General features: G+C 51.3%; 15 protein-coding genes and 1 pseudogene. All 16 read left to right on the top strand.

What is annotated here, in order from left to right; translation table 11 throughout:
• Positions 1–6: 6 nt before the first annotated feature.
• Positions 7–240 (top strand): type-F conjugative transfer system pilin chaperone TraQ, encoded by a 234-nt coding sequence (gene traQ / locus EHO01S_RS15210; RefSeq protein ID WP_024524777.1) that lies wholly within the window; start codon positions 7–9, stop codon positions 238–240.
• Positions 218–790, top strand: coding sequence for a type-F conjugative transfer system pilin assembly thiol-disulfide isomerase TrbB (trbB, locus tag EHO01S_RS15215; protein ID WP_232238206.1), 573 nt, complete (start codon positions 218–220; stop codon positions 788–790). Before traQ ends, trbB begins: the two co-directional genes overlap by 23 nt.
• A complete protein-coding gene (locus tag EHO01S_RS15220) occupies positions 756–1,133 on the top strand; it encodes a hypothetical protein (RefSeq protein ID WP_024524779.1) in 378 nt (125 codons plus the stop codon). The genes trbB and EHO01S_RS15220 overlap by 35 nt, the downstream gene beginning before the upstream one ends.
• Positions 1,126–1,875 carry a hypothetical protein gene (locus EHO01S_RS17965; protein WP_024524780.1) on the top strand — a complete coding sequence of 250 codons (750 nt, stop codon included), beginning with the start codon at positions 1,126–1,128 and terminating at the stop codon, positions 1,873–1,875. Before EHO01S_RS15220 ends, EHO01S_RS17965 begins: the two co-directional genes overlap by 8 nt.
• Positions 1,868–3,229 (top strand): conjugal transfer pilus assembly protein TraH, encoded by a 1,362-nt coding sequence (traH, locus tag EHO01S_RS15230; protein ID WP_370447920.1) that lies wholly within the window; start codon positions 1,868–1,870, stop codon positions 3,227–3,229. Before EHO01S_RS17965 ends, traH begins: the two co-directional genes overlap by 8 nt.
• Positions 3,229–6,081, top strand: a complete 2,853-nt coding sequence (gene traG, locus EHO01S_RS15235) for a conjugal transfer mating-pair stabilization protein TraG (RefSeq protein ID WP_024524782.1) — start codon at positions 3,229–3,231, stop codon at positions 6,079–6,081. Before traH ends, traG begins: the two co-directional genes overlap by 1 nt.
• On the top strand, positions 6,078–6,596 hold the full coding sequence (locus tag EHO01S_RS15240; protein WP_024524783.1) for a hypothetical protein: 519 nt from the start codon (positions 6,078–6,080) through the stop codon (positions 6,594–6,596). Before traG ends, EHO01S_RS15240 begins: the two co-directional genes overlap by 4 nt.
• An 88-nt stretch (positions 6,597–6,684) precedes the next feature.
• On the top strand, positions 6,685–8,889 hold the full coding sequence (traD, locus tag EHO01S_RS15245) for a type IV conjugative transfer system coupling protein TraD (RefSeq protein WP_024524784.1): 2,205 nt from the start codon (positions 6,685–6,687) through the stop codon (positions 8,887–8,889).
• Positions 8,889–14,120 (top strand): conjugative transfer relaxase/helicase TraI, encoded by a 5,232-nt coding sequence (gene traI, locus EHO01S_RS15250; protein WP_024524785.1) that lies wholly within the window; start codon positions 8,889–8,891, stop codon positions 14,118–14,120. Before traD ends, traI begins: the two co-directional genes overlap by 1 nt.
• A gap of 97 nt (positions 14,121–14,217) precedes the next feature.
• Positions 14,218–14,928, top strand: a complete 711-nt coding sequence (traX, locus tag EHO01S_RS15255) for a type-F conjugative transfer system pilin acetylase TraX (protein WP_232238207.1) — start codon at positions 14,218–14,220, stop codon at positions 14,926–14,928.
• A 14-nt stretch (positions 14,929–14,942) separates the two neighbouring features.
• Positions 14,943–15,563, top strand: a complete 621-nt coding sequence (gene finO, locus EHO01S_RS15260) for a fertility inhibition protein FinO (RefSeq protein ID WP_024524787.1) — start codon at positions 14,943–14,945, stop codon at positions 15,561–15,563.
• 274 nt (positions 15,564–15,837) lie between these two features.
• A complete protein-coding gene (locus EHO01S_RS15265; RefSeq protein WP_024524788.1) occupies positions 15,838–16,107 on the top strand; it encodes a CopG family ribbon-helix-helix protein in 270 nt (89 codons plus the stop codon).
• Positions 16,107–16,382 carry a type II toxin-antitoxin system RelE/ParE family toxin gene (locus EHO01S_RS18495; RefSeq protein ID WP_071991035.1) on the top strand — a complete coding sequence of 92 codons (276 nt, stop codon included), beginning with the start codon at positions 16,107–16,109 and terminating at the stop codon, positions 16,380–16,382. Before EHO01S_RS15265 ends, EHO01S_RS18495 begins: the two co-directional genes overlap by 1 nt.
• A 294-nt stretch (positions 16,383–16,676) precedes the next feature.
• The gene (tap, locus tag EHO01S_RS19440; protein WP_071991036.1) at positions 16,677–16,751 is read left to right on the top strand and encodes a RepA leader peptide Tap; all 75 of its coding nucleotides are present in this window, start codon (positions 16,677–16,679) and stop codon (positions 16,749–16,751) included.
• Between the two features lie 151 nt (positions 16,752–16,902).
• Entirely contained in the window at positions 16,903–17,823 is a 921-nt protein-coding gene (locus EHO01S_RS15270; protein WP_332270044.1) for a Replication protein, read from the top strand.
• Positions 17,824–18,312: 489 nt separating this feature from the next.
• A pseudogene (locus tag EHO01S_RS19485) lies at positions 18,313–18,487 on the top strand (replication-associated protein RepA4); the annotation flags it as partial.
• Between the last annotated feature and the right edge of the window lie 265 nt (positions 18,488–18,752).

Below are 18,752 nucleotides of genomic sequence, written 5' to 3' on the forward strand. Positions count from 1 at the left end.
ACCTGTATGCGTAAACTCCGTTTCCCTGACATTGATATTACCGGGATGTGGGTTGCCGCCTTGGGCGGCTGGTTTCACATTGTTGCCCGCTTGGTGCGTAAACAACCGATGATGGCCATTCAGTTAGCTGAGTTGATTGCTGTAGTGATGGTAATTATCGGGGGTTACAAGATCTTGAATAAATGGCTGGCAGATATTGAGCATGAGGAGCGTCAGCATGATGAAAACGGTGATGCGTAGTCTTGTCGTGACACTGCTGATGGTCGGCGCCGCCCAGGCGTCGGTGCGCGATGATGTGGCGGCACTTTATAACCCGAAGGGATTGGCGACGGCCGATAAAGCCGTACCCGCAGATTCCGCGCCTTCTCGACCGGCTGTGCGCTGGTACACCTTGAGTAATGGTCAGCGTGTCGATTTAAGCCAGTGGAAGGTGGTGCTATTCATGCAGGGGCACTGCCCGTACTGCCAGCGTTTTGATCCGCTGTTGAAGTCCCTCAGTGAAGAGATTGGATTCTCGGTTTTTCCCTACACCATTGATGGGCAGGGGGATGAAGCCTATCCCAATGCCTTACCGGCGCCTGTGGAGGTGATGCAGGCCTTTTTCCCGGCGCCGATGCCGATCGCCACCCCGACGACATTCCTGGTGAACGTGAATACGTTGGCGACCTGGCCGTTGTTACAGGGAGCTACCGATAGTCAGGCGTTTTTAACCCGGCTTGATACGGTGTTTCAGGAAACCGTGATGGAGAGTAACAATGCGCAAAATAAACAATCAAAAAATATTAAATAAAATTGAGAAGATTAAACTATTACGGAAACGTAATGCTATTTTTCAAGAAGTATTTTCAAATCTGGCTCTTGTTTTTTGGATTGTGGGCTTTTTGAGCTATCAGATTAGTCACGAGATTTTTGATGTTGCATTTTCGATTAATAAGTTAGACCTCGATGGGCAAATGGTGAAAGCAATATGGAATGTTGCGATGTATATCGTACCAGGGGGTTTATTGCTGTTTGCAATAGCGTTTACGGTAGTGTGGATCGTGTATTGCATTATAGCATTAAGTTTTTGGATTGACCTGAGGCGGATGTCTCAGGAATTGTATGGGAATATTGAAGGAAATACCCATGATTAACCGAATGAAAGTAATTTTGGGTAAAGTGAAAAGTATGCGTTTTCGTGAATGTACTTTCGGCTTTATGATCTCTTCGTGGATTTGCTTTTTTATTGGAACTGGCAGTGTTTACTTCACCATTGAGATGTCGCGCAGTGCAGGGGTGGTTGATTTCAAGGTGAACGGAGTAGAGATGATCTACGATGTTCTGATGAAATATATTCCTATTATATTACTGTTACTCAGTCTGGCATTTACTCTTATTTGGTTATTGGAGCTTGTGGTGCGTTTTAGGTTTGCCATTGATGCTTACCTTTCTCCTCAAAAAAACGCCTTATCTACTGATAAGGAGGACGTCGAACATGAACATGGCTACCCATACCAACATGATTTTAATGCTGGATGGGACGCGCAATTAAGGCTTTTAATAGACAAAGGCGAATTTGTTAATATTGATAAATATACGGTGTCATTAAAATATGGTGATGTTATCTATTCGGTATGGATTGGCAATAAATTTTATGCCTATGGGCATCTTTGGGAAAAGACGATTGGTGAAAAGAAAACTCGGATACCAGAGTGTATGTATTTTTGCCCTGCCGAATCAACGATAAAAAAACTCTGCCAGTATGTCGATGCTATCTATGCGGTGCTTTATCAAAAATATTATGGGGATGGTCCCAGTGATAAAGGGAATGTTGTGATGCTTCCTGTATTACATCGGCAGCATGGTGATAAACATGAGGGGGATGATAATGCATAAGGTGGCTTTTTTGTGCAGTGCATTATTGGCTCTGTCCTGTACGGCGATAGCGGATGTGAATAATGATATGAACAACTTCTTCAATCGCCTCGGTTTTGCATCGAATACCAGCCAACCTCAGGTGTGGCAGGGGCAAGCTGCGGGTTATGCGTCTGGAGGGTCACTGTATGCACGCACGCAAGTAAAGCAGATACAGCTGATTTCGATGACCCTGCCTGATATTAATGCCGGCTGCGGAGGGATTGACGCCTATTTAGGGGCATTCAGTTTCATTAACGGCGAACAGCTGCAGCGTTTTGCCAAACAGATTATGTCCAATGCGGCGGGCTACTTTTTTGACTTGGCGTTGCAGACTACAGTGCCGGAGATTAAACAGGCTAAAGACTTTTTGCAGAAGATGGCCAGTGACATTAACAGCATGAACCTCAGTTCGTGCCAGGCGGCACAAGGCATCGTTGGTGGGTTATTTCCCCGGACTCAGGTCTCCCAGCAGAAGGTTTGTCAGGATATAGCCGGGGAGAGCAATATCTTTGCGGATTGGGCGGCATCTCGCCAAGGATGTACGGTTGGGGGGAGGTTGGATAGTGTACGCGACAGGGCTGCCGACAAGGATAAGGAGCGTATCACAAAGAACTTGAACTTGATCTGGCATGCCCTATCCAAAAACCGCATGTTCGATGGTAACAAAGAACTAAAAGAGTTCATCATGACGCTGACCGGCTCCCTGGTGTTTGGTCCTAAGGGGGAAATCACCCCGCTACCTGCCAGAACGACCGATCGGGATTTGGTTAAAGCGATGATGGAGGGTGGGACCGCACAGATCTACCACTGTAATGATGCGGATAAGTGCCTGAAAGTTGTGCCCAATACTAATGTAACGATTAGTCGGGATAGAGCGTTTAAAGCACAGATTCGCAATCTGTTGACAAGCATTCAAAACAAGGCTGTTACCGATACAGCATTAACACCACAAGAAAAAGGGTTTATTTCAAGTACTACGATCCCTGTTTTCAAATATCTAGTCGATCCTCAAATGTTGGGGGTATCGAATAGCCTGTTGTATCAACTGACCGACTATATCGGCTATGACATTTTATTGCAGTATATCCAGGAGTTAATCCAGCAGGCACGTGCATCGTTGGCGGTAAGCAATTATGACGAGGCGGCTATGGATAAAGTGATTGAGAATCTTAATCAGGCGACGCAGCAACTCGCCGCATTTCAGGCTCGGGTTCAGGTTCAACAGGATGCGTTATTAGTGATAGATCGCCAGATGAGTTATATGCGTCAGCAGGTTTCGGCGCGAATGATGACGCGCTATCAGAATAATTACCACTTTAGCGGGGTACAGTGATGTTAGAGATCTACACGATTGCCGGCGGTGAGTGGCTGCGTGGTACCTTTAATGCCATTGCGGCCTTCATGGGAACCGATACTTGGAAAACGCTTGAACGCATGGCTATTCTCTTTTCAGCCTTGGCGGTGGCATTGATTTGGATTCGGCGCCATAACGTAATGGATATGCTGGGATGGGCAGTCTCAATCACCGTAATCGGGATGATGGTAGGAATGCGCTCCCCCATTCAAATTATCGATAGTAGTGATATGGCTCGTGTCTATCAAGTCGATAATGTTCCGGTTGGTCTGGCATTGCCAGCCTCACTGACAACACGGATAGGTCACGCGTTAGTGCAAGGTTATGAGACTGTCTTCTCTCAACCGGATAGTGTGACATACAGTAAAACCGGGATGTTGTTTGGTGCCAATCTGGTTGCACATAGCACCGATTTTTTATCTCGTAATCCTGAGCTGATAAACCTATTTACGGATTACGTGCAAAATTGTGTGATGGGGGACATCTTTCTAAATCATAAGTATACCTTTGAAGACTTAATGAATTCATCCGACCCCTATACTTTGATATTCTCTCGTCCAAGTCCGTTACGTGGTGTCTTCGATAAAAATAATAATTTTCGAACTTGTCAGGAGGCGGCTGTTGATCTGAAACGAATGCTGGCATTAGATACGCAGAATGGCGGAAAAACATGGCGTTATTACGTCCGGCAACTATTTGGTGGTCGCCCTAATCCCGACTTGCTATTTAGTCAGTTGATTGGTGATAGTTATAATTATTTTTACGGCTCATCTAAAAATGCCTCTCAGATACTTCGCCAGAATGTAACATTAAATGCTTTACGTGGAGGTGTTCTGAGTTATGCCGCACGCAATGGTGACACATCTAGCTTAATTAATATTGCCACTACATCCTCACTCGAAAAGCAACGATTGGCTCATGCCTCAGTAGGTCAGGTTGCATTACGCTCATTGCCGATGATGCAGGTGATTATCATGGGAATACTGATTGGTTTATTCCCAATAATGATGGTTGCCGGCATGTTTAATATGGTAACATTGACGGTGCTCAAAGGTTATCTATTTGCCTTTATGTGGTTGCAGACATGGCCATTATTATATGCCATACTTAATAGTGCGATGACCTATTATGCAAAACAGAATGGCGTGCCGGTTGTATTATCTGAGCTGTCACGGGTACAGGTGAAATATTCTGATATCGCCACCACTGCTGGATATATCTCAATGATGATCCCGTTCCTTTCTTGGAAGATGGTGATGGGTTTGGGGCAGGTATTTTCGAGCATCAGTTCATCCCTGGGGTCCGCTTCGCTCAGTTCAACTACCGCAGCATCATCCAGTGCCGTTGATGGTAATTATACCTTTGCCAATATGCAGACTGACAACGTTAACGGCTATAGCTGGAATACCAATAGCACGACCTCGTTTGGACAATTGACAAGTCAGACGGGATCGGGGGGAACGGCGACACAAACGCGGGATGGCAATATGGTTTATGACAGCAGTGGTGCCATGTCAAAACTACCCGTTGATATAAATGTCACGCGGCAGATTGCCAGTGCTCAGCAGCAAATGGCGCGTGAGTCTGCGGTGCAGGCAGAGAGTGCATTACAAGGTTATACCAATAGTGTAAGCAGCGCCTGGAATAGCTTGAAGCAGTTTGGCTCCAATATGGGAAGTAGCAGCAGTTATGTCAGTGGCGCAGATAATTCCCAAAATACCCAAGAGTCAATGATGCGTGGCCAGATGTGGAATGCGGTGCAGAGCTATGCCAAGGCTAACCATATCAGTAATGAGCAGGCGTTTAATACCTTGATGGATAAATCCTCAAGGTTAAATAAAACTCTTGAGGGTTATGCCGGTGGTAAATGGGACTCTGGTGACATGTTACCCTCCAAGTTTGGTAAATGGGCAACTGGCATGAGTGCGTATGCTGGCGGGAGAGGTTCTGTTGGGAACACCTGGAGTGATGGTGAAACTGACAGTATTACTGATGGACATCGTCAAACCAATGATATGCGGCATGATAGCAATGCTCAGGCTGCCCGCGATTTTAAAGAGAGCCTGGATTATCTCAGCAGTCACCGTACCAGTCAGTCAGGGAGCCATACTGAGAATAATGCAACCTCACGCGTGGATCAGTTGTCTGCTTCGCTGAGTTCAGCCAAGAACAGTTACGACCAGTATACGGCCAGCAATACTCGCAGCCATGAGTATGCGGAAATGGCTTCTCGGACTGAAAGCATGAGTGGGCAGATGAGTGAAAACTTGACGCAACAGTTTGTGAACTTTGTGCAGCAACGTGCACCAGAAAATGCGGAGGCTATCCTGACCAACACTGCGTCGCCTGACGTTGCCGCACAGCGGGAAGAGCTGGCGCGTGAGTTTGTGCGTGAACAGGTGGCACCGCGTGTTGATGGTGAGTATGCGCATGGTCGTCAACAGGTCGGGAAAGGGATGGGCGCGGTATCAGCGGGCGGTAATCAGGCCGATGTGATGGCGGACTATCAAGCCAATAGTGCGACTATTGAACGTCAGACTCAGCAGGCGGAGTTGCCGAACAATGTGCGCAGTAAAGTCGAGCACATGGTCGATGAAAACCAGAACCGGCAGCATTCTGCTAAAAATGAGATCAATAATCAAACAGGTGAAGTCAAAGGGGAATATAGTCATTTAGGGCAGGAGTATAAGCAGCAACAAGATAAATATCATGTTGGTTATCAATCAGCAAAAGCGAAAATGGATTTAATGCCTGGCGCAGATACAAAAGAAGAACTGTTAGAGAAAGCAAAGAAACTTCAAGATGAAAATGAGAGAGGGCAGAGAAAATGATTACGCAATCTCAAATAAAAAGAGAGACGGAGGAACTTAAAGATATTCTCTTGAGTAGCGAGATTGAGGTACCATCAATGTGGTTATGTGTATGGCCTGGCCTTTTGTTTGCTGTGTGGTTTTTTATGTGTTTTTATATTTCGTCTATTTTTTCAAGTGGTTTAAGAGGAAGGGATGTTGAGTTCTCTTTAATTTTTTGTTTGATAATGGGACTGGTTGTTATTATGGCTACGTCAAATGCCAGGGCTTTGTTTTTATCAGTTCCAAAGCATTTTAGGGATAAATCGGTGCTCTATAATGAATTGGGTGGTAAAATGAAAATTTACATGATATTTGGGTTGGGTATATCTTTTTTGTCATCTATAGCTTGTGGTGTATTTGATATGTCATGGCCTGTCGTTTTGTTTGTTTTGATAATGTTATTTTTCTTATGTATGACAATAGATTTTAGCCGTTATCAATTAGCCGCTTTCTCCAACGTTATTAGTGCTTTTAAAGATTCGAAAAACGCCTGATTTGTATCTGTGCCGCCAGTAATTCTCTGGCGGCATACTTCCTCTTCGCTTGACCTTTTCGCTCTTGCTGATTAAGAGAGATAATATTATGAGTTTTAATGCCAAAGATATGACCCAGGGCGGTCAGATCGCCTCTATGCGTTTTCGCATGTTTGGCCAAATTGCCAATATTATTTTTTATTGTCTTTTTCTGCTTTTTTGGGTTATCGCTGCGTTAACGTTGATGGCCCGATTATCCTGGCAGACTTTTGTTAATGGTTGCGTGTATTGGTGGTGTCAGACACTGGCCCCGATGCGCTCTTTGCTTCGGTCGCAGCCGGTTTACCATATTGAATATTATGGCCGTAAGCTTGCCTATAACGCCGAACAAATCTTACAGGATAAATACACCATCTGGTGTGGCGAGCAGTTATGGAGCAGCTTTGTTCTGGCGGCCATTATTGGCGGTATTACCTGTCTTATTACCTTCTTTGTTGCCTCCTGGATTTTAGGCCACCAGGGGAAGAAGCAGAGTGAGGATGAGGTCACCGGCGGGCGCCAATTGACCGATAATCCGAAAGAGGTTGCGGCGATGCTAAAGCGAGATGGTCGCCAATCTGATATCCGAATCGAAAAATTGCCGTTGATTAAGGACAGTGAGATCCAGAATTTTTGCTTACATGGTACGGTCGGCTCCGGTAAATCGGAGTTTATTCGCCGCCTGATGAACCATGCCCGTCAACGGGGCGATATGGTTATCGTCTACGACCGTTCTTGTGAATTTGTCAAAAGCTACTATAACCCCGCCAAAGATAAAATCCTAAACCCTCTTGATGCTCGCTGCGCTAATTGGGACCTGTGGTGCGAGTGTTTAACCCAGCCGGATTTCGATAACGTAGCCAACACTTTAATTCCGATGGGAACCAGCGAAGACCCATTCTGGCAGGGATCTGGACGAACCATCTTCGCAGAAGCTGCTTATCGGATGCGTAAGGACGATGATCGTAACTATGCCAAACTGGTTGATACCTTGCTTTCCATCAAGATCGACAAACTGCGTGCCTACTTACAGTCCTCACCGGCGGCAAATCTGGTAGAGGAAAAAATTGAAAAGACCGCTATCTCCATTCGTGCCGTGCTGACCAACTATGTGAAAGCCATTCGTTACCTGCAGGGTATCGAGCGTAATGGCGAGTCCTTCACGATCCGCGACTGGATGCGCAGTGTCAGGGAAGATGGCCAGAATGGCTGGTTGTTCATTTCCTCTAACGCAGACACCCACGCCTCCCTGAAACCGGTGATCTCCATGTGGTTATCCATCGCAATCCGGGGGTTGTTGGCGATGGGCGAGAACCGCCAGCGCCGGGTGTGGATTTTTGCCGATGAGCTGCCGACGCTGCATAAGCTGCCTGATTTGGTAGAAATTCTTCCCGAAGCACGCAAATTTGGTGGCTGCTATGTCCTCGGATTCCAGTCCTATGCCCAGCTGGAAGATATCTATGGTGTTAAAGGCGCAGCCACGCTGTTTGATGTGCTTAACACCCGGGCCTTTTTCCGCTCACCCAGCAAACAGATTGCCGAGTTTGCGGCAGGGGAAATCGGTGAGAAAGAGATTCAAAAAGCCAGTGAGCAATACTCCTACGGTGCTGATCCGGTACGTGATGGGGTATCCGTTGGCAAGGATATGGAGCGCGTCACGCTGGTCAGTTATAGCGATATTCAGACGCTGCCGGACTTGACCTGCTTTGTCACCCTGCCTGGGCCATATCCCGCAGTGAAGTTGACATTGAAGTACCAGCCGCGCCCCCGTATTGCTCAGGAGTTTATTCCCCGGGTTATCGATACCGATGCCGAGGTGCGCCTTAGCGCCGTATTGGCGGCACGAGAGGAGGAGGGGCGCAGTATCGATGGCTTGTTTGAAACCGATAGCCAAGCGGATGCGGGTGTACGCCCCTTTCAACCTACACCTGTTGATAACCAGCCCATCACTGTAGCACCTCGTCATACGCCAGTGACAACTGCGGCAGCCGCTGCGGTTGCTGTCGTACAAGGGGGGGCGGATACGGTAGTCGCGATGGGCGGTGGGGTTGAGCGTGATTTACAGGAATTACTGCCATCAGCTCAGTCAGAACAGCAACAGGCAGCGTTACCGCCCGGTATTGATGCGCAGGGTGAGATTGTTGATCCCGATGCATATGCTGCATGGCAAGCTGGCCAATCCTCTCACGCATTACGCGATAGACAGCGGCAAGAGGAGGTCAACGTTAACCACAGCCATGTCGTGAGTGATGAAGAGTTGGGGGATGGTTTCTGATGATGAGTTTTAGCCAGGTAAAATCAGCCGGTAATGCCGGCGGATATTACACCGACAAAGATAACTATTACGTGCTGGGCAGCATGGATGACCATTGGTATGGCGAGGGGGCCAAACAGCTGGGGCTATCAGGCGCCGTCGATAAAGCGGTTTTTACCCAGTTATTGCACGGACGGCTGCCCGATGGTGCTGATCTTTCGCGCCTGGAGAACGGTGTGAATAAACATCGACCTGGGTATGACCTGACCTTTTCGGCGCCGAAAAGCGTCTCGATGATGGCCATGCTGGGTGGCGATCGGCGCCTGATTGATGCCCATAACCGGGCGGTGGATGTGGCCCTGAAGCAGGCGGAGGCCCTGGCTTCCACGCGCTCAATGCGGGATGGCGTCTCAGAGACGGTACTCACCGGTAATCTTATCATTGCCCGCTTTAATCATGACACCTCGCGCGATCAGGACCCACAGCTGCATACGCATAGTGTGGTGCTCAATGCGACTCGAAATGGTGATAAGTGGCAGGCGTTAAGCAGTGATACGGTGGGGAAAACCGGATTTTCTGAGAATATCCTCGCTAATCAGATAGCCCTAGGGAAAATTTATCGTCAGGTTTTGCGTAGCGAGGTCGAGGCGATGGGTTATCAGGTTGAGGTGGTCGGCAAACATGGCCTGTGGGAGATGAAAAGCGTGCCGGTGGAGGCCTTCTCCCATCGTAGCCAGGCCATCCAGAAGGCGGTCGGGGCGGACGCCTCGTTGAAATCCCGCGATGTGGCAACACTCGATACCCGTAAAGCGAAAATGGCCATCGATCCGACCGAAAAGATGGCGGAATGGATGGCGACCCTTAAATCGACTGGATTTGATATCCAGGGGTATCGGGAGGCCGCAGCACAACGGGTGACGCAAGGACACGTCCCTGCTCCCGCCGAGCCTGCGGCTGTTGATATGGCTAAAACGGTGCGCCAAGCGATATCCCAACTCAGTGAGCGTAAGGTGCAGTTTACCTATTCGGATATGTTGGCCGCCACGGTCAGTCTCCTACCTGCTACCGACGGGGTGATTGCCCTGGCGCGTGCCGGTATTGATCACGCCATCGAGCAACAACAACTCATTCCGTTAGATCGTGAAAAAGGGGTATTCACCTCCGATATTCATGTGCTGGATGAGCTCTCCGTGCGAACGCTCAGCCAGAGCCTGATGGAGCAAGGGCATGTCATGGTCAGTCCCGGCTCTTCTTCAACTCGCGATTATAGTCCTGTGGTGCAGCAGATCCTGGCCGAGCGCCCCTCACTGGCTGTATTGGCCAGTATCGGTGGCGCTGGCATACAGCGACAGAGAGTGGCGGAGTTGGTGCAGGCAACCCGGGAACAGGGACGCCAGGTGCAGATCCTCGCGCCTGACGCTAAATCACAGCGTTTTTTGGAGCAAGACAACTCGTTAAATCAAACGGCTATCTTTCCCCAACGCATCGTAAATGAGGGTATGACGTTAGTGCCAAACAGTACCTTGATTGTGACGGAGGGAGAAAAGTTGACCCTAAAAGAAACAGTCAACTTGCTGGATAACGCACTGCGGAACAACGTTCAAGTACTGCTCCTCGATACCGCACAGCGGCAAGCAACAGGCAATGCCCTGAGTGTGTTGCGCGAGAGTGGGATTAATTCACAGCAATATGTGCGTCAGTCTCCGGTGGAGACGCAGATCTTGAGTGAGCCAGACAAGCAGCAGCGGTTTACGCGCTTAGCTGAGGATTATGTCGCAGCGCGGCAAACGGGCGAGCATGTGGTCGCACAGGTGAATGGCCCCACGGACCAACTGCGTCTTACCCGAGCGATCCGCACCGCGATGAAAGCGCAAGGAGAGTTAGGGAAAACCGATCAAACATTAATGGCTCTAGAGCCTGTCTGGCTGGACAGTAAAGGCCGGCTCTCCCGAAATAATTACCGTGAAGGCATGGTGATGGAGCGCTGGGATGCCGAGAGCAAAACGGCGACCCGTTACGTCATCGATCGTGTCACCGCGCGTAGCCACTCCATTACCTTACGGGACGAACAAGGGGAGATGCAGACATTCCGTCTGTCATCACTGGATAGCAGTTGGTCGCTTTATCAACCACAGACATTGGCCATCAGCCAAGGGGAGCAGTTGGCCGTGTTAGGGAAGATGGAGGGGTTAAGCTGGCGGGCGGGGGAGCACGTTCGGGTACATCAGGTGGATGAGGAGGGGATTCAGATTGAACGTCAGGGGCAGATGCAGCGCCTGGCGGTGGGGAAGACACCCTTTACTGCTATCAAGGTGGCATACGGCTATGTGGAGGGCCTGGGCCGTTCGGTGAATGATAAGGCTCAGGTATTGGCGGCAGTGGCACACAATGATTTGAATCAGGGCACCCTGAATCGCCTGGCGCGTAGTGGTAGCCGCATTCGCCTGTACAGCGCGCAGGCAGAAGATAAGGTGGCTGCCCGCCTAGGGCGGCACCCGGCCTTTTCTACGGTGACAACCCATCTCAAGCAGGTCGCGGGCCAGGCGGGTTTAGAGGAGGCCCTAACCCGTCAGCGGGCAGCCCTGCATACGCCAGCACAACAGGCTCTCCACCTGGCTGTTCCGGTGTTAGAGCGGGAAGGGGGATCACTCGCCTTTTCTCGCGTATCGCTATTGGCCCAGGCTCAGGAGGCTGCGGGCGGGCAGGTGCCTCTCTCCGCTTTAGCAGACGCCATCAAGACGCAGATCCGGGAGGGCGCTTTGCTCCCCATTGGGTCAGCTCCTGGGCATGGGAATGATCTTTTGGTGTCGAGAGCCTCGTTTGAGGCAGAAAAAAGCATTCTTCGTCACATTGCGGAAGGGAAGGCGGCTGTAGCGCCACTGATGGCACAGGTGCCTGAGTCATATCTGGCAGGCCTGACGACAGGGCAGCAGGCGGCGACCCGCATGATCTTGGAAACCCCCGATCGTTTTACCGTGGTACAAGGGTATGCCGGCGTAGGGAAAACGACGCAGTTCCGTGCTGTGATGTCGGCTATTTCTTCGTTGCCGGAGTCTGAGCGACCGCGTGTTGTTGGCCTGGCTCCAACACATCGGGCTGTGGCAGAAATGCAAGCTGCCGGGGTAGAGGCACAAACCCTAGCGTCATTTCTCTTCGATAACCAGCAGGCTCAACAGCAAGGCGAGCGCCCTGATTTCTCCCGTACCTTATTCCTGATCGACGAAAGCTCGATGCTGGGTAACAGCGATATGGCCAGTGCTTATGCCTTGATTGCCCGTGGCGGCGGACGCGCAGTGGCCAGTGGTGATACGGATCAGTTGCAGGCGATTGCACCTGGACAGCCGTTCCATTTGCAACAGACGCGCAGTGCGGCGGATGTGGCCATCATGAAAGAGATTGTGCGGCAAACGCCAGAGTTACGACCAGCGGTCTATAGCTTGATTGCCCGGGATGTCGCGGGCGCATTGGAGACGGTGGAGCGGGTTAGCCCACAGCAGGTTCCCCGCCAGGCACAGGCCTGGTTTCCGCCCAGCTCTGTCATGGAGATAAAGAAAGAGCCTGACGCGTCACCCGGTGGCGTTGACGCAGTATCGGCAACGTTGTCCCCAACCGTCCCGGCGACGCTCCATGATGCCATTGTGGCGGACTATCTCGGCCGGACGCCCCAGGCGCGAGACAATACGTTGATCATCACGCATTTGAACCAGGATCGGCGCGCAGTGAATGCCTTGATCCATGATGCGCGGGTGGCCAGCGGGGAGCTGTCGAGAGAAGAACGCCCCCTTCCTATCCTGGTGAGCGCCAACATCCCGGAGGGAGCCTTGCGGCGTCTCAGCACCTGGAAAACACACCAAAATGCCCGACCGTTACTGGATCATACCTATTACCGAATCGTTGAGATAGATGAGAAAAACCAGCTGGTTACTTTGCAGGATGAGAGAGGGCGTCAGCGGATCTTATCTCCCCAGGAAGCGGTACGGGAGGGGGTCACGCTCTATCAATCCGATAACATCACTGTCAGCGTCGGGGATCGTATGCGGTTTTCTAAAAGTGATATCGAGCGGGGCTTTATGGCCAACAGTACCTGGACAGTCAGTGCCATTAATGGTGACAGTGTCACATTAACAAATGGCCAAGAGACACGGATCGTTCATCCGCATACGGAGCTGGCAGAGCGTCATATTGATCTGGCCTATGCCATCACGGCACATGGTGCGCAAGGGGCGAGTGAATCCTTTGCCATTGCCCTTGAGGGGACAGAGGGGGGACGTCGGTATATGGTCAACCACGCCTCGGCTTATGTTGCCCTGTCGCGTGCCAAGCAGCATGTACAGGTTTATACCGACAACCGTGAGGCGTGGGTAACGGCTATCCAGAAAGCCGATCGTGGCGCAACAGCGCATGAGATTTTGCAACCCCGAGGTGAACGTACTGCCGATAACGCGGCACGTCTGCTCGCGCAGGCCGTACCGTTATCTGCGGTGGCGGCAGGGCGAGCAGTATTGAAACAGGACGGATTGGATGCGGGCACCTCATTGGCCAGGTTTGTCGCACCCGGACGAAAATACCCGCAGCCCCATGTGGCGTTTCCGGCATTTGATGAAAACGGCAAGGCGGCAGGCGCCTGGTTGAGTCCTTTATCGCAAGGGGATAAACCGGCTGCGGTGGTATTGCCGAGAGAGGGGCGTCTTTTTGGCAGTACAGCGGCACGGTTTGTCGCGTTACAGGCCAGCCGGAATGGCGAGAGCCGACTGGCCGCAGGCATTGAGGAGGGGGTAAAACTGGCCGCCCGCTTTCCTGATGCCGGCATTGTGGTTCGCTTGCAGGGGGAAGGGGTTCCTTGGAATCCGGGGGCGATGACCGGCGGGCGCGTTTGGGCTGATGCGGGGGAAACCGGGCAAGGCACATCGGGGGATGCGGCAGGGTTATCGCCCGAGGTGCTAGCCTTGCGCCAGTCGGAGGAGGCCGCGCGGGTCGCTCTGGAGAAGCAGGCCGAGAAAACGGCGCGGGAAATGCTGGGGCAAAAAGAGAAGCCCACGCCCGATGATGTGGCGCCAGAGAAAATGCGGCAGATTGTCGATGAGGTGGTCAAAGGCGGCGTCGAACAGGAACGGCACCCGGCGGATACGCTGCCGACCTTACCGGATCACCAACAGTCCGCCATTGAGCGGGTTGCCGAGCGTTTACAGCGAGAGCGCCTACAGCAGATGGAGCGTGAGCTGGTACGCGACAAGACCCTGGCCGGGGACTGACGCACCGCGATGCGGTTTGTCAGCCTGGGGTGGCCCTCCGATTAAAATCAGGGGGCCACCCCAGGCCAAGAGGAGACGTTCAATGAGAGTGGATGTGATGCCATCAGTTTTTCAGGGATTGGCCTGTCGCTGGCAGTGGAGTGCCGGGCAATGTGATGTGCTCAAAGGGGTCGCATTATTGTTGATGGTGCTTGACCATACTAACCGGATCTTTGGCTTGCATAGTGAGGTCATGCTGTGGCTGGGGCGGGGGGCCTTTCCGCTGTTTGGGCTGGTGTGGGGGTACAATCTGGCCAGGCATGCCGGCATACGCCAGTCGAATCTCAACACCCTGTGGTGTTGGGCGATGATCGCCCAACCTGCGTATCTGTTGGCCGGGTTCCCGTGGTGGCAAGGGAATATCCTGTTTGTGTTCGCGGTCACCGGGCAAGCCTTACGCTGGTTTGAGCAACGACAGGGGATCAAGGGGATACTGGCCGCGACAGGGCTTACCCTGATTTGGCTTCCCTTCTCCCTGACAAGCTATGATCTGGCGGGCGTTGTGATGTTAGTAGCCTGCCGCTACCTTTTTGTGCCAATGGCGGCAATGGAGCGCCGGCTGGTTGCCCTGCTGTGGGGACTGAGTGTTCTGATGTTGAATGTTAATATCAGCTGGGCAGCGGCGGTGAGTGGCCTGGTGCTGAGTATAGCTGCCGCGCAGGAGAGCCTGCGATGGTCTGGTCAAGGGCGGTTTTGGCCCTCACATTTTTTTGTGGTGACATATACGGTACACCTGGCTGTATTGAGTTGTGTGGCCAGTGTGATGTGAACAGGGAGATTAAGATGAATACAGAGAAGCGGCCAACCTTGAGTCTGAAGCGTAAACGACCCGTTGAAGAAACACCGGCTGAGGCATCGGATGCCGCCCCGGTGGTTGTCCATCGCAAAAAAGTGTTTGTGGTGAACACGCCTCCCCCCTGGAAAGTGAAGAAGCAGAAACTGGCGGCACAAAAGCAGGCGAAAGAGGCGAAACGGGCGCCGACAAAAGCGCCGTCTGTCACGCCGCCCCCCACCGCCCCGGCCAGGCAGGATAAAAAATGCCCACCAAAGCCGCCGAAAGGAGTGGTATTGATGCCATTAGCGGATGCAGTAGCATTAATGAAGCCCCATTGGCCTGGGTTGTTTGAGGGAGATAAGCCACGCTTGCTGCAAATTGGTATACGGGATGCGTTGCTGGCTGATATCGCAGCACGTGCTCTGCCCTTGTCACGCAAACAGCTGCGTCGCTGCCTGAAACGTATTACGCGCTCGACGACCTATTTACGCAGTATGGTTGTCGGCGCTTATCGTTATGGGATTGATGGTCAACCGGTTGCGAAGATTACTGAGGAGGAACAACAGTACGCGTGTGCCCGGATTGAATTCTATCAACGGCGAAAATCAACTTCCGCTAACCGCATTTAGTTTTATTTATATTTTATAAAATTGTGTTTGCGCCCTGATTTAATATCGGGGAGTGAACGCAATTGAACAACCGCAGGGCGTTAGTATCAGTCATCTTTTCCAATTTTAAATTTCACAATGCAGCCTATTGTGCCCCAGCTTCCCCATCTCATCACTATAGCCATGCTCACTTGCAGTGACCCGCCAAACGCTGCAATGTGGTATCGATATATCTTGATCGATTTATTGTTAATCACTATGATTAATACCAAGGTCGTAATGATGTGGAGGCTATATGACACAAGCAACAACCAGGGTATTGACTGCGCATGTGCCATTACCTATGGCTGACAAAGTGGATCAGATCGCTGCACGTCTTGAACGTTCGCGTGGTTGGGTTATGAAGCAGGCGCTTTCTGCGTGGATAGCCCAAGAGGAGGCTCGAGATCGCTTGACTCAAGAAGCGCTTGCAGATGTGGGTGCTGGTAGGGTTATCGATCATCTGGCGGTGCTAGCTTGGGCTGATAGCCTCAGTTCCGATCAACCGATGCCAGTACCGCGCTGATGGAGCTAAAGTGGACCAGTAAAGCGCTTTCTGATTTGGCACGCTTGTATGAATTTCTAGCTTGTTCTAATAAGATTTCTGCTGCACGAGCGGTGCAATCATTAGCGCAGTATCCGATGACTTTGCTAACCAATCCACGTATTGGAGAACAGCTGTTTCAGTTTGAACCACGCGAAGTTAGGCGGATATTAGTTGGGGGGTACGAGATCCGTTATGAGATCCTTGATTCAGGTATCTATATACTGCGATTGTGGCATACTCGAGAAAACCGTTAAACAAGCAAAGATATACTGCAAAGTCCGAAGATCCTGATCTTCAAATTGATCCAAGCACTGGCTAGTGATAGAGTCACAACGCTGTTTACATGCGAAAAATAGCACGTAAAAACGTTCAAATTCATGGCGGGCCACGCCGCAAGGTGGCAGGGATCTGGTGAGGAGGGAGGTTACTCGGCACCAGAAAAGCGAAAACCCCGATAATCTTTTCAGTTTGGCGGCCGAAGTAGATTAACGGGGCTCACTTAACAATACTGCATAGAAGCTGTTGCTCTATGCAGGGAGTATAAAGTCATGCTCAGAAAACTGCAATCCTTTCTGTGCTCCGTACTCTGTCTGCGCAACATAAGCGCAGGTAGGAGTGTATAGCAGCCCCATCCTTGTCTCGGATGTGCAGGAGCGACCGCACGTTACACGGCGCGGTGAAGCTAATGCAGCCCGTAAGGGACAGCGTAAAATCCATCGCCGCTATCAGCCGAAACTGTGTTGTACTGTTTCGCGTGGTATGGCGTCAAAAGTCGTGGCACGGATTAGTCGTCATGACTGGAACCGCAATAGCGATCTAATCGCGCTTCGCCAGCGTGGCTACATCCCATATACCTATCGTAATGATCCGCATTTTGTGCCCAAACCGATGCGCATTAGCACGCGCTCAGAGAGCCGTGAAGCGTTAACGGTTCTCTCCCAGGCGTTGGCTGCACACACGGATTACAACCCGGATAGTGACTATCCCTTTGAAGTGATGGTACCGTTTGAGCAGATCGCCTCAGCGATGGGGGTACTGCACGTTTACGAGAGCGGTCGCAAAGCCTACGATGTTGCCTTGCATGCCCTCTCGGTGATGGAGCAGCTCGGCTATGTCATCGTGCTGCATACCCTGGACAGTGACAGTGGCCAGAACAAGCCGCTGCGTATCTGGCTATCCGAGACGTTCTTTACCTCGCGCGGTATCCAGGTCGATGAAATCCGCGACTGGTTGGGTAAATTCAAGCGTTGGGCGATGAAGAACGGCCTGACAGAGACACTGCGCCAACGCTATGAAAAACACCTGGTGCGCATTGAGCGTATCGGCATTGACCTGAAATCCCGTCACTCATTGCGTAATCGGCTGCGCCAGATTAAGCGCTGGGTGGTCAGCCCGGACTTGACGCGTGATAAGGCCCAGGCCGTGGCCAAGATAGAGCAAACCCTGGCGCAACGCTCGGCGCTGGAGCAACAACTGGATGAGACCAATCAGAACATCCGGCAGCTGGCCAAGCGTAAAAAACAAAATAGCTACTACCAGCAGTTTACGCAGTGGTCAATAAACGGTGGTATGACGACCATTCACGTGATGATGCTTCAGGAGGCGCTTAAACAAGAGCGCCCGGGACTGCTGCAGCAGGACGCGGAGGCATTCTACAAGTTGCTGCTTGAACGTGCCGGCGCCTTTAAAATCTAAACCTTCCCCCCTTTAATCCCTCACGTTTTCGCCTATCAACGCGAGGCCCTCGCTTGCCCTGCGATTGGGTAGTAGCATAGATTTTGAGCGTTACTCTCCCCCTCTCTCTTCGATATTCACGGATTTTCGGTGATGGCCAACTTGGCCTACTCGTGTTGCGCAGAAAACAGACAGTTAAATTCGAAGTAACAGATTAACTTCGAAAAGGTACCCAGCATCATTGTTAATTTCGAACGTTGTTTCTGAACAAAAGCCCTTTATAAAAAGGGAGTAACCATCGAGCGACCCCAAAGGGCGCTCTCGATGATAGCTCCCTCGTTTCACTCGGGCACAAACCCTTCCCTAGCAACACCAAAGCCAGCCGGCATCGACATTTAAAAAGTACCTCCCATCGCGTTGCGATGGGCCCCAAACTTCACCTAACTAAACACCACCGCCAAACTCATCATCAGTACCGCGCCCAGCGGAAACCACAACGCCTATCCCACCACTGAAAAGCGCCGCCGCCCCGGCCCTCTGGGCCGGGATGATGTCGCTTTTAATAGTGGATGTTGTAACTAAAATTAATCGCTGCTGTTAAGAATACTTCGCCTGAAAGGTTCGGTATAACACGCCCGTAAGCGGCCCTAACGGCCCGCTAACGCGGAGATACGCCCCGACTACGGCTACAAGCCTTGTCGTGACCACTCCGACGGCGCACATTCATATCTACGCTCTCTGTTAGCGGATTATGACTTTGCAGGGCAAGGGATGGGTAAGGTGAAACCTATCAAGATAGTAACCGGCTGCGCCGGGCTACGGCGCCAATCACTGACAGTGTTCTATTCAACACCTGTTGGCGCCTCCATGCCGCGTTGCGGCATCCAAAGGACGGGGTGCGCGCGGCTTACCCGTCCAGAGTGTTGTGATTTGGGAGTTTGATGATGTGA

It is taken from the genome of Edwardsiella hoshinae NBRC 105699 = ATCC 33379 (genome assembly GCF_000474215.1).
GTDB lineage: Bacteria > Pseudomonadota > Gammaproteobacteria > Enterobacterales > Enterobacteriaceae > Edwardsiella > Edwardsiella hoshinae.